This window comes from Sphingobium sp. L-44, assembly GCF_056859495.1.
Genome location: NZ_JBSXOQ010000097.1, coordinates 85,733 through 98,401, shown reverse-complemented (window position 1 = coordinate 98,401; position 12,669 = coordinate 85,733). Strand labels below are relative to the sequence as shown.

General features: G+C 63.9%; 10 protein-coding genes. 7 read left to right on the top strand and 3 right to left on the bottom strand.

The annotated features are described in order from the left end of the window. The first annotated feature begins 117 nt into the window (after positions 1-117). Entirely contained in the window at positions 118-1,533 is a 1,416-nt protein-coding gene (locus tag AC13EK_RS15610; protein ID WP_010338815.1) for a helix-turn-helix domain-containing protein, read from the top strand. Between the two features lie 245 nt (positions 1,534-1,778). Then, entirely contained in the window at positions 1,779-4,235 is a 2,457-nt protein-coding gene (locus AC13EK_RS15605) for a TonB-dependent receptor (protein ID WP_069337013.1), read from the top strand. A 36-nt stretch (positions 4,236-4,271) separates the two neighbouring features. Here the strand turns inward: AC13EK_RS15605 and AC13EK_RS15600 are convergent, their stop codons facing one another. After that, positions 4,272-5,168 carry a LysR family transcriptional regulator gene (locus tag AC13EK_RS15600; RefSeq protein WP_069337012.1) on the bottom strand — a complete coding sequence of 299 codons (897 nt, stop codon included), beginning with the start codon at positions 5,166-5,168 and terminating at the stop codon, positions 4,272-4,274. Between the two features lie 102 nt (positions 5,169-5,270). On the opposite strand from AC13EK_RS15600, the gene AC13EK_RS15595 reads away from it, so the two are divergent. Then, positions 5,271-6,056 (top strand): SDR family NAD(P)-dependent oxidoreductase, encoded by a 786-nt coding sequence (locus AC13EK_RS15595; RefSeq protein WP_069337011.1) that lies wholly within the window; start codon positions 5,271-5,273, stop codon positions 6,054-6,056. Between the two features lie 110 nt (positions 6,057-6,166). Beyond that, positions 6,167-6,880 carry a 2OG-Fe dioxygenase family protein gene (locus AC13EK_RS15590; RefSeq protein WP_069337010.1) on the top strand — a complete coding sequence of 238 codons (714 nt, stop codon included), beginning with the start codon at positions 6,167-6,169 and terminating at the stop codon, positions 6,878-6,880. A 95-nt stretch (positions 6,881-6,975) separates the two neighbouring features. Here the strand turns inward: AC13EK_RS15590 and gor are convergent, their stop codons facing one another. After that, complete coding sequence (gor, locus tag AC13EK_RS15585) at positions 6,976-8,322, bottom strand: glutathione-disulfide reductase (protein WP_069337009.1); 1,347 nt, start codon at positions 8,320-8,322, stop codon at positions 6,976-6,978. Between the two features lie 151 nt (positions 8,323-8,473). Beyond that, positions 8,474-9,973 carry a glucose-6-phosphate isomerase gene (gene pgi / locus AC13EK_RS15580; RefSeq protein WP_069337008.1) on the bottom strand — a complete coding sequence of 500 codons (1,500 nt, stop codon included), beginning with the start codon at positions 9,971-9,973 and terminating at the stop codon, positions 8,474-8,476. A gap of 189 nt (positions 9,974-10,162) precedes the next feature. On the opposite strand from pgi, the gene lepB reads away from it, so the two are divergent. The 3 genes from lepB (at position 10,163) to era (ending at position 12,649) form a co-directional block, all read left to right on the top strand. Then, the gene (lepB, locus tag AC13EK_RS15575; RefSeq protein ID WP_010337902.1) at positions 10,163-10,987 is read left to right on the top strand and encodes a signal peptidase I; all 825 of its coding nucleotides are present in this window, start codon (positions 10,163-10,165) and stop codon (positions 10,985-10,987) included. Beyond that, entirely contained in the window at positions 10,987-11,667 is a 681-nt protein-coding gene (rnc, locus tag AC13EK_RS15570; RefSeq protein ID WP_017499592.1) for a ribonuclease III, read from the top strand. The genes lepB and rnc overlap by 1 nt, the downstream gene beginning before the upstream one ends. A gap of 73 nt (positions 11,668-11,740) precedes the next feature. After that, positions 11,741-12,649, top strand: coding sequence for a GTPase Era (era, locus tag AC13EK_RS15565; protein WP_017499591.1), 909 nt, complete (start codon positions 11,741-11,743; stop codon positions 12,647-12,649). Positions 12,650-12,669: the final 20 nt, after the last annotated feature.

Here is a 12,669-nt window from a genome sequence, read left to right as displayed (position 1 = left end):
GGCGTCCATAGCTTGGCCGACGCCGCCTTGCCCTTCCCCTACTCAGCCGAACACAAGGTTCGCAAATGTAAATTTGCCAATTTGCAAATCGCGACTTCGCAAATTAGGGTAAGGATTATGGCACGCGGCAATCGTATATTCGCAGGTCCACGCCTGCGCCAGCTGCGCCTGGACCATCGCATGGACCAGGCGACGATGGCGCAGGCACTGGGCATATCCGTATCCTATCTTTCGCAGATGGAAAATGACGATCGCCCGCTGACCGCCAAGGTCAAGGCCGCGCTCGCCAATGCCTTTCCCACCGACTGGGCCAGTTTCGACAGCCGCGAGGACGAGCAGCTGCTGGGCGCCTTCGCCTTTGCCCTGTCCCATCCCGAACTGCCTGGCCCGGCACTGGAGCCGGAACGGATCGAGAAGCTGCATCTGCAATTTCCCGAGTTCGCGGCCCGCTATGTCGATCTCTACAACGCCCATATGCGCGCCAATGAGCGGATCAACATGATCGAGGAGGCGATCGCCAACGATCATGAGGTGCAGGCCCGCCTGCCCTGGGAAGCGGCGCGCGACTGGTTTCATGAGGCGGGCAATTATGTCCATAGCCTCGACTGCCTGGCCGAGGAGATGGCCGAAAGCTTTGCCCAGGGCCAGGTGCTGGACGAAGGGATGCTGGTCGAGGCGCTCGCCCGCCGCCACGGCATCGAGACGCTGATCGCCGAGACACCCGACAGCGCGCTGCGCGCCTATCGCGCCGCCGACCGGCAATTATTCATTAACGCCGCCCTGCCGACCGAAAGCCGCAAGTTCATGCTGGCGCACCAGCTGATGATGCTGGAGGGTCAGGCGGTGATCGCCGATGTCGTGCGCAAGGCCGGCCTGCCGGTCACCGGCGCCGACCGGCTGCTCGCCATCGGCCTTGGCAATTATGCCGCCGGCGCGCTGCTGATGCCCTACGCCCCCTTCCGCGAGGCGGCGCGGACCATGCGCCATGATATCGACCGGCTGGCCCGCACCTTCGGCGTCAGCTTCGAACAGGCCTGCCATCGCCTCTCGACCCTGCAGCGGCCGGGCCTGCGCGGCATCCCCTTCTTCTTCTGCCGGGTCGACATGGCCGGCAACATCACCAAGCGCCACAGTGCCACCCGCCTGCAATTCGCCCGCTTCGGCGGCGCCTGCCCGCTGTGGAACGTGCATGAGGCGGTGGCCGTGCCCGATCGCATCAATGTGCAGCTTGGCGAGACACCCGACGGCGTGCGCTATGTCTCGATGGCCAAGGGGCTGGTGAAGCCGTCCGGCAGCTACAAGCGCACCCCGCGCCGTTTCGCCGTAGTGCTGGGCTGCGAGGTCGCCCATGCGGCCAATTTCGTCTATGCCGACGGCCTGCATCTGCAGGAGGAAGGCGCCGCGACGCCGATCGGCATCACCTGCCGCCTCTGCTCGCGCCAGAGCTGCGACCAGCGCGCCTTCCCACCCGCCGACCGCCCGATCCATGTCGACCCCGACAATCGCCAGATCGTGCCCTACTGGATCGGCTGACACGAAGTAATAATGGCACGAAAATCCGAAATAAAATTCTACGTTACTTTTACATTTCAATACTAGTCTTTAACCATTAAGATCATGCAGCATATTGAAATATAATTCACTTATATGTCGTGTCACTTTTAATAAAATTGTCATAGCGAAATCCCAGTTGCAGGGCGGGACTGTCACGGACAGCTCGGTGCCAGAACAGATAATCGGCACCCTTGTCGCACATGGTAAAAAGGGATTTCGGGTCAATGAAACAGCTATTGATGTGCAGCGCCGCGCTGGTCGTGGCGGCTGCGCCGACGATCGCGCTCGCGCAATCGACCGGCTCGCAGGATTTCGAGGACAGCATCATCGTCACCGGTGCGCAGGGCGACCAGAGCGTCGGCGGCGTCAAGATCCCGGAGACGCCCAAGGCCAAGGTCACGCTCGACCAGGAAATCATCGCCCGCCAGCGCCCCGGCCAGGCGATCAACGAAACGCTGAACCTGGTGCCCGGCGTCAGCTTCTCCAACCAGGACCCGTGGGGATCGCTGGGCGGCAGCTTCACCGTGCGCGGCTTCAGTTCCGACCGCGTGTCGCAGACGATCGACGGCATTCCGCTCAATGACTCGGGCAATTACGCCCTCTATACCAACCAGCAGCTCGACCCGGAAATCATCGAGGCGGCCACCGTCAGCCTGGGCTCGACCGATGTCGACAGTCCGACCGCCTCGGCCGCCGGCGGCACGATCAACATCCGTTCGCTGATGCCGTCGGACGAGATGGGCGCGATGATCAGCGCCAGCTATGGCAATATCGTCGCCCGCGGCAATGACGATGATCGCGCCTATCACCGCATCTTCGGCATGTTCCAGACCGGCGTCTTCACGCCCTTTGGCACCAAGGCCTGGTTCTCCGCCTCGCGCGCGACCAACAAGTCGACATACACCAATTATGGCGGCGTCGATAAACAGCAATATAATGGCAAGATCTACCAGCCGATCGGCAGCAATGGCGACTTCATCGCGCTGGCGGGCCATTACAACCAGAACCGCAACACCTTCAACGGGTCGACCTATACCACCGCGACCTTCCCCGGCACGACCGACGGCCGCTTCTACGACACCGCGACCTGCACCGTGGACACGCCGCAGACCGGCGTCACGGACTATGCCAATAGCTGCGGTTCGGCGTTCGAGCGGCGCTACAACCCATCCAACACCGGCAATGTCCGGCTCAATTCGCGCTTCACCCTGGCGAACGGCCTCACGCTGACGGTCGATCCCAGCTTCCAATATACCAAGGCCAATGGCGGCGGCACATCCTATGCCTATGAAGGCGCCAGCGCCGACGGCAATACGGGCGGCTATTATCTCAAGGACAGCCGCAACACCGCCACCAGCAGCTCGACCCAATATTATTATGTCGGCGGCGTGGACCTCAATGGCGATGGCGACACGCAGGATTTCGTCCGCGTCCTGTCACCCAGCCAGACCGTGACCAAGCGCTATGGCGTGATCGCCAACCTGTCCTACGATATCGACCCCGACAACCGCCTGCGCCTGTCCTACACCTATGACCGTGCCCGCCATCGCCAGACCGGCGAGGCCGGCTATCTGGAGGCCAATGGCGATCCGGTCGATGTCTTCCCGATCAACAATCCGATCGTCGATGCCGACGGCAATGTCGTGCAAAAGCGCAACCGGCTATCCTATGCCACGCTGAACCAGATTTCGGGCGAATATCGCGGTTCCTATCTCGACGATCAGGTCATCCTGCTGCTGGGCGCGCGCATGCCCTTCTTCAGCCGCGACCTCAATCAATATTGCGTCACCACCGACGCATCGGGCAACGTCAACTGCCCGGCGACCCAGGCCGGCATCGATGCCCAACTGGCCGCCAACAGCGCCTATGCCGCGCCGCAGTCGCGCAAGTTCGACTATAACAAGCTGCTGCCCAACCTCGGCGTCACCTACAAGTTCACCAGCAAGGCCAGCGTCTTCACCAGCTATGCCAAGAACCTGTCCGTGCCCGGCACCGACGCCCTCTATGGCGCGCTCTATTTCGACGAAGGTTCCAGCTCGGGCAATCCCAAGCCGGAAACGTCCGACGCGTTCGACCTTGGCGTGCGCTATCAGTCGGGTATCGTCCAGGCGCAGCTATCCGGCTGGTACACCCGCTACAACAACCGCCTGGCAACCGCCTATGACGCCGATTGCGATTGCAGCGTGACCCGCAACCTCGGCCGCGTCGACAAATATGGCGTCGACGGCAGCGTCGCGGTGCGGCCGGTCAAGGATCTGATGCTCTACGTCTTCGGCTCCTACCTCAAGTCGGAGATCAAGGACGATGTCCAGACCGGCGCCAGCACCTATGCCGCGACCGCCGGCAAGCGTGAGGCCGGCGCGCCGGTCTATACGCTGGGCAGCCGCATCCAGGGCACGCTCGGCCCGGTCGACCTCGGCCTCCAGATCAAGCGGACCGGCGAACGCTATGTCAACGACATCAACACGGTGAAGCTGCCCGGCTATACGCTGGTCGATCTCGACGCCCGCTTCTCGCTGGAGCAATGGGGCCTCAAGAAGACCTTCTTCCAGCTCAACGTCACCAACCTGTTCGACAAGGTCTATATCGGCTATTCGGGCACCGGCCTCACCAGCACCGCCACCACCGCCTATCTCGGCTCGCCCCGCGCGATCAGCGGGTCGATGGTCGTGGCCTTCTGACCGGACGAAGGGGCGCCGGCATCGGCGGGTGCCCCTTCAGCCCACCACGGGCATCGCCCCGTCCAGATAGTCGAGAAAAGCGCGCACCCGCGCCGCCGTGCGATCTTCTGCGGCATAGAGGGCGTGAATGTCCTCGCCATCGCCGGGATTATAGTCGGCCAGCACTTCGACCAGGCGTCCCGCCCTGATGTCGCTGGCGACATGGAAATGGCCGTGCCGGGCGATGCCGCCGCCGGCGACCGCCATCTGGCGCACCACCTCCCCGGAATTGCCGTAGAAGCTGCCCTGCACCGGTCGCTGGACCAGCTTTCCGCCGATGCGGAACGGCCAGCCGTCGACCGAGCGGCGGAAGCTGAAGCGCAGGCAATCATGATCGTCCAGATCGTCCGGCGTCTGCGGTGTGCCGCGCCGGGCGAGATAGGCCGGGCTCGCCACCAGCACCATCGCGCTATGGCCCAGCTTCTTCGCCCGCAGGCTGGTATCGCGCAGCGGGCCGATGCGGATGGCGATATCGGCCCGCTCCTCGACCAGATCGACGATCGTGTCGGACAGGGTCAGGTCCACCGTCACCGCCGGATATAGTGCTCGAAAGCCGGGCAGGATCGGGATCAGGCATTCGATGCCGAAGGAAGGCGACGCGTTGATCCGCAGCAGCCCGCGCGGCGCGGTCCGGTCCTCGCCCAGCCCCGCCTCCAGCGCCATCATGTCGCCCAGCAGCACCGCCATCCGGTCGCGATAGGTGGCACCTTCCGGCGTGAGCGCCAGCGCGCGAGTGGTCCGTCGCAACAGGGTGACGCCCAGCCGCTGTTCCAGCCGCGCGATCGACCGGCTGACCGCCGACGGCGTCAGGCGCAGCGCCTTGGCGGCCGCCGCCAGACTGCCCTCGCCTGCCACCATCAGGAAGGTTTCGATGTCGCCGAACCGATTATCCATGATTTCAAATCACTTCTGAAATGCGAAAGTGCAATCTAATCACCAATGATAAATAGTCTATCTTGGTGTCAACGTCGCTGTCACTTTTTAGAGGAATGCACCATGAATCTTCAGCTTTCGGGCAAGACCGCCCTCGTCACCGGATCGACCGCTGGCATCGGCTTCGCCATCGCCAAGCGCCTGGCGCAGGAAGGGGTCGAGGTCGTCGTCACGGGCCGCAACCAGGTCAAGCTGGATGCCGCCGCGGCCGAGCTTTCGCAGGCCGGCACCATCCGCCCGGTCCTGGCCGATCCCGCCACCGCTGCGGGCGCCGACGCGCTGATCGCCGCCGTCCCGGACATCGACATTCTCGTCAATAATCTCGGCATCTACGAGGCCAAGGACTTCACCGACATCACGGACGCGGACTGGCATCATCTGTTCGAGGTCAATGTCGTGAGCGGCGCCCGCCTTGCCCGCCACTATTTCCCGAAGATGCTTGAAAAGAACTGGGGTCGCATCCTGTTCATCGCCAGCGAAAGCGGCCTGCTGCCGCCGGCCGAGATGATCCATTATGGCATGACCAAGTCGGCCCAGCTCGCCATTTCGCGGGGCCTTGCCGAACATACGCGCGGCACCGGCGTCACCGTCAACTCAGTGCTGCCCGGCCCGACGCGCTCGGAAGGCATTGTCGATTTCATCCGCTCCGTGGTCGAGAACAAGGACGCGTCCGAAGCCGAGCGCGAGGCCGAATTCTTCACCAAGCTGCGTCCGCTCTCGCTGATCAAGCGGCTGATCGAAGCCGATGAAGTCGGCGCAATGACCGCCTATCTCGCCAGCCCGCTGGCCGCCGCCACCAATGGCGCGGCCGTCAAGGTCGAAGGCGGCATGGTGCCCACCATCTACTGACGGCCTAGCGCCAACCTCGAAAAACGGAGGTTTGCGCGCGCATCCATCACAATCCTGCTTGTGGCAACTGGCCCTGTCGCTCGTTTCCTCCTCTGCCTATGAGGATGGAAATGAGCGATACGGACTGCCTGCCCACCATCGACCAGGCGCTGGAACAGGATGGCTATGCCCGCCTGGCCGGCGCAGACCTGTTGCATCAGCTGGATATCGGCGTGGCCGACTGGGCGCCCTTTGCCCGCAGCTGGGACGATCTTGGCCCCGACCTCTTCATGGCCGATGGCGGCCGTTATCGCCGCCGCCGCCACGCCACCTTTCGCTGCGCTGCCGGGCAGTTCGTCCGCCAGCCGCACCAGCCCCATTATCAGAGCCGCGACTATAACCCGCTGAACGGCGACGTGCAGCGCTGGTTCGATCCTGTCGAGGATGCCACGATCGCGCTGCCGGTGACGCAGGCGCTGCTCGCCTTTTGCGCCGGCCATTTCGATCCGGCATCATCGGGCGACTGGCATGTCGAGATGCACCAGTTCCGGATCGAGGCGAAGCCGGGGGAGCTTGGCCGTCCGACGCCCGAGGGCATGCACCGCGACGGCGTCGACCGGGTCTTCGTGATGCTGGTCGAGCGCCGCAACGTGCGCGAGGGCGTCACCCGCATCGGCGCCGCCGATGGCACGCCGATGGGCGAATTCACCCTGGCCCAACCGGGCGACGCGATGCTGATCGACGATCATCGCATCTTCCACGGCGTGACCGAGATCCACGCCGTCGATCCGACCCAGCCCGCCTGGCGCGATGCGCTGGTGATTACCTTTGTAGCCAACAACTAAGCCCATTCGTTTCGAGCGAAGTCGAGAAACGGCGAGCGCAGCGCTCTGCGCTTCTCGACTTCGCTCGAAGCGAACGGATCTTTGGTTCTCCGCCTTTATTTCAGCAGCACCAGCTCTTCGGCCATGCTGGGGTGCAGCGCGACCGTATCATCGAAATCCTGCTTGGTGAGGCCTGCCTTCACCGCGACGGCGGCTGCCTGCAGGATTTCCGGCGCATCCGGGCCGATCATGTGCAGGCCCACCACCTTGTTGGTGGTGGCGTCCACGACCATCTTGTAGAGCGCCCGCTCGTCGCGTCCGGCCAGCACATTCTTCATCGGCCGGAAGTCGGAGGTATAGACCTTCACCGTGCCATATTTGTTCTTGGCCTGCGCTTCGGTCAGGCCGACGCCCGCCAGCGGCGGATGGCTGAACACGGCCGAGGGCACGCAGCTATAGTCGACGGTGCGCGCATTGTTGCCGAACACGGTGTCGGCAAAGGCATGGCCCTCGCGGATCGCCACCGGGGTCAGTTGCAGCCGGTCGGTGACGTCACCCACCGCATAGATGCTCTCACAGCTGGTGCGGCTATATTCGTCGACCTTGATCGCGCCCTTCTCGTCGATCTCGACGCCGGCATTCTCCAGCCCCAGACCATCGGTGTGCGGACGGCGGCCAGTGGCGAACAGCACGATATCGGCCGCGACTGGATCGCCATTCTTGAAGTGGACGCACAAAGTGCCATCCTCTTTCTTCTCGATCTTTTCCATCTGCGCGTTGAAGCGGAAATTAATCCCCTTCATCGTCGAAATCTGGAGCAGGCGGTCGCGGATCTGTTCGTCATAACCGCGCAGCAGCGTGCCGCCCCGGTTGACCATCGTCACATGGCTGCCGAACTGGTGGAAGATGCCGGCAAATTCATTGGCGATATAACCGCCGCCAACGATCACGATGCGCTTGGGGCATTCGTCCAGATGGAACACCTCGTTGGAGGTGATGCCATGTTCGGCGCCCTCCACCTCGGGGATCAGCGGCCAGGCACCGGTCGCGACCAGGATGACCTTGGCCGTCACTTCGCGTCCGCTGGCAAGCTTCACGCTATGCGGCCCGGTCACCGTCACCCGTTCGGCGATCAGCTCGACCTTATGACTGTTGAGGGTGTTGGTGTAGAGCCCTTCGAGCCGGTCGACATCGGCCAGCACATTGTCGCGCAGCGTCGCCCATTCAAAGCCGCAGTCCGGCACGTTCCAGCCGAAGCGGCGGGCGTCCTTCAGATCCTCGGCGAAATGTGCGCCATAGATGAGCAGCTTCTTGGGCACACAGCCGCGGATGACGCAGGTGCCGCCAACGCGAAACTCCTCGGCCACCGCGACCTTGGCGCCATGCGCGGCAGCGACGCGCGACGCGCGCACCCCGCCCGATCCTGCGCCGATGACGAAAAGGTCGAAATCATAATCGCTCATGCCAGTCTCCGCTCGGCGCACATTCTTGGCGGCGGATATGGCGGCTGGACGGCGCAGTTACAAATGGGAATTTTTGCTGCAACTTCCGTTCGCTTCGAGCCTGTCGAGAAGCATTTCCCGACATCGCCCGAAACGAACGTTCGTTATTGCCTTATTCGCCCAAAGCGATCTCGATCAGCGCCATGGTCGAGGGGTCGAAGCCGGTCGGGCCATTGGCCTCGATCGACTTGGCGATCTCCTTGCCCAGTTCGACGCCGAACTGGTCATAGGGATTGATCCCCATCAGCACGGCATTGGCGAAGGTGCGATGCTCGTAAAAGGCGATCAGCGCGCCCAGCGCCTCCGGGTTCACATCATCCATCAGGATGGTGGTCGACGGGCGGTTGCCGGCATAGGCGCGCGCCGGGTCTTCATTGTCCTTGCCGCGCATCAATGCCGCGCCCTGGGCGAAGCAATTGACCAGCAGCGCGCGATGGTGCGCCGGGTCGAGCGCATTGCCCGGCTCGATCGAGGCGATGAACTCGACCGGGGTCAGGATCGTGCCTTGGTGCAGCAGCTGGAACACGGCATGCTGCGCATCGGTGCCGACGCCGCCCCAGGTGATCGGCGCGGTCGGCCCATCGACCGGCGAGCCATCCAGCTTCACCGACTTGCCGTTGCTCTCCATCTCCAGCTGCTGGAGATAGGAGGGCAGCAGCGCCAGCCGCTCGTCATAGGCGAACAGGGCGCGGGTCTCGCAGCCCAGCACGCGGGCATAATATTGATCGACGAAGGCAGCGATCAGCGGGATATTCTCGCGCGGATCGGTCAGCTGGAAATGGCGGTCCATCGCCGCCGCGCCCTCCAGCAGGCTTTCGAACGCGTCCCAGCCCAGCGCCAGCGCGGCGGGGAAGCCGATCGACGACCAGAGCGAATAGCGCCCGCCCACGCTTTCGGGGAAGGGCAGGATGCGGGTCTCGTCCACGCCCCATTCCATCGCCTTTTCCGGCGCGGCGGTCAGCGCGATGATCTTGCCATAAGGGTCTTCGACACCCGCCTCGACCATCCAGTTGATTGCGCTCGCCGCGTTCAGCATGGTTTCGCTGGTGGTGAAGGTCTTGGATGCGATCGCGATCAGCGTGGCGTCGGGGTCGAAGGCATCCATCGCCTTTTCGAGCGCCGTGCCGTCGACATTGGAGACGATCGCGACATCATAGCGCATGCCGTCGCCGCCCAGCGCATCGACGATCAGGTCGGGCCCAAGCGCCGACCCGCCGATGCCGATATGCAGGATATGCCGGATCGGGCCGAGCGCCTCTGCCTCGATCGCGTCGATCAGCGCGCGGGTGCGATTGTGCAACGCCTTGGCCAGCGCCACGCTGTCGGCATTGCCGACGCCGCGCTGGGCCGTGTGCTCTGCCGCGCGGCCTTCGGTATTGTTGACCGCCTCGCCCGCGAACAACGCCTCGCGCCGGCCGGCAAAATCCTGTTCCTGCGCCAGCTTCAGGAAGCCGTCGACCAGATCGTCGGTCAGGTGCGTCTTGGACCAGTCGAAGCGCAGCGGCCCATGGCTCAGCACAAGCTTGGACAGGCGGTCGGGATCACTCTCGAAGATGGTCTTGAGTTCAGCTTGAGGCAGGGCGGCAAGGGCCGCCAGTGCGGGACTGGACATGCGGGAGATCCTCTTGGTCGTTGGTCGATATCGACGCTGCACCGGTCGATTCTTCCTCTCCTTATCCAAAAGCGGCACGCATTGCATCGTCCACGCGCTTGACGCGGCGCGGGCGACCCCGCAAAAGCCGCGACAGGCCGCAGTGATACGTCGCAGCGCGGCACGATCTTGAAGGAACATTAGGCAGACATGAGCGCAAAATCAGAAACGCGGGACTTCATCTGGTTCCTCGCCAAGCTGGCGGTGTTCGTCTTCGTCCTGCGCAGCTTCATCGTCTCGCCCTTCAACATCCCCTCGGAATCGATGCAGCCGCGCCTCTTGATCGGCGACTATCTGCTGGTCGCCAAATGGCCCTATGGCTATTCGCGCTATTCGCTGCCCTTCTCGGTGCCGCTGATCCCCGGCCGCATCTTCGCCTCGACGCCACAGCGCGGCGACGTGGTGGTGTTCAAGGCGCCGCCGAGCCAGAAGAACGACTATATCAAGCGGGTGATCGGCCTGCCGGGCGACATGATCTCGGTCCGCGGCGGCACCGTCTATCTGAATGGCCAGGCGATCCCGAAGCAGAAGGTCGCCGACCTCGTCATTCCGGTGACGCCCAACATGGAAGATGCCGCGCAGAAGGAAGGCAGCCCCTCCCCCTGCTATCGCCCCGAATTCGAACAGGCCGCGCCGGGCGGTGGCAAGCAGTGCCGCTATCCCCAGTTCCGCGAGACTCTGCCGGGCGGCAAGAGCTATAACGTCCTCGACCTGGTGCCCGATGGCGCCGCCGACGACCGTGACACCGTGCTGGTGCCGCAAGGCCATCTCTTCATGATGGGCGACAATCGCGATCGCAGCGCCGACAGCCGCTTCCCGGCGGTCGAAGGCGGCGGCATCGGCCTCGTCCCCGAGGAAAATCTGGTCGGCAAGGCACTTGTTTCGGTCTTCTCGACCGACGGCAGCGCCAACTGGCTGCTGCCCTGGACCTGGTTCACCGCCGCGCGCTGGAGCCGGATCGGGGAAGGCTTTTGATGGTGGCTTCGCACAGGCCTGATACCGCAGCCTGGCTGATCGCGCTGATCGGCCGAGCGCCGATCAACCCCGCTGCCTTCGAACAGGCGCTGACCCATGGCAGCGCCAAGGCGGAAAATTACGAACGGCTGGAATTTCTGGGCGACCGCATCCTGGGGCTGCTGATCGCCGAATGGCTCTATGCCCGCTTCCCGGCCGAACCGGAAGGCAAGCTGTCGCGTCGTTTCAACGCGCTGGTCTCGGGCGAAACCTGCGCGCAGGTGGCCCGCGCTGCCGGCGTGCCGACCCATCTGGTGCTGGGCAAGCAGGCCCGCGACGATGGCGCCGCCGACAGCGACAATGTGCTGGGCGACGTGATGGAGGCGCTGATCGGTGCCCTCTATCTGGAGGCAGGACTGGACGAGGCACGCACATTGGTCCGTCGCCTGTGGGGCGACCGGGTCGACACCCAGACCGCCGCGCCGCGCCACCCCAAATCGGCGCTGCAGGAATGGGCCGCGTCGAACAAGCGCAAGCCGCCCGAATATGTGATGACGGACCGGTCGGGGCCGCACCATGCGCTGCGCTTCACCGTCACCGTCTCGATCAAGGGCGCGGGCGAGGCGAGCGCCACCGGCGGCTCCAAGCAGGAAGCCGAAACCGCTGCCGCGAAAGCCCTGCTGGAGCAATTGGCGGGCTAAGCCTGTCCCCAACATTCATTTTGGTTTAGGAAGACGTCTCCGCGCATTGGCGTGGAGCGAACGGAGCATGTGATTGACCATCGAGTTTGAAAATCAGCGCTGTGGCGTCATCGCCATCGTCGGCGCCCCCAATGCCGGCAAGTCGACGCTGGTCAATGCACTTGTCGGGCAGAAGGTGGCGATCACCAGCCCCAAGGCGCAGACCACGCGCACCCGCGTCATGGGCGTCGCGATCGAGGGCGACGCGCAGATGGTGCTGGTCGACACGCCCGGCATTTTCGCGCCGCGTCGCCGCCTCGATCGCGCGATGGTGCAGGCTGCCTGGGGCGGCGCGCAGGGCGCTGACCTGATCGTCCTGCTGGTCGATGGCAAGGCGGGCCTTGGCGCCAAGATGGAGCCGATCATCGCTGCGCTGAAGGCCCGGCCGGAACGCAAATGGCTGGTGCTCAACAAGGTCGACATCGCGGTCAAGGAGAAGCTGCTGGTCCATACCCAGCGCCTCTATGAGGAACTGGAATTCGAAGAGACCTTCTTCGTTTCCGCCGCGACCGGCGATGGCTTGCCCGAACTCAAGACCGCCTTTGCGAACGCCATGCCCGAAGGCCCCTGGCATTTCCCCGAGGATCAGGTGTCGGACGCGACCGACCGCATGCTGGCGGCCGAAATCACCCGCGAACAGCTTTATCACCAGCTCCACGCCGAACTGCCCTATGCCGCGGCGGTCGATACCGAGCAGTATAAGGAGCGCGACGACGGTTCGGTCGAAATCCACCAGCAGATCCTGGTCGGCCGCTCCAGCCAGCGCGCGATCGTGCTGGGCAAGGGTGGCCAGCGCCTCAAGGAAATCGGGTCCAAGGCGCGTGCCGAACTGGCCAACCTCCTGGGCGTCAAGGTCCACCTCTACCTCCACGTCAAGGTGAAGGAAGACTGGGAAGAAGACCGCTTCATCTATCGCGACATCGGCCTCGACTGGGTCGACTGACTGACGACCGTTCGCTTCGA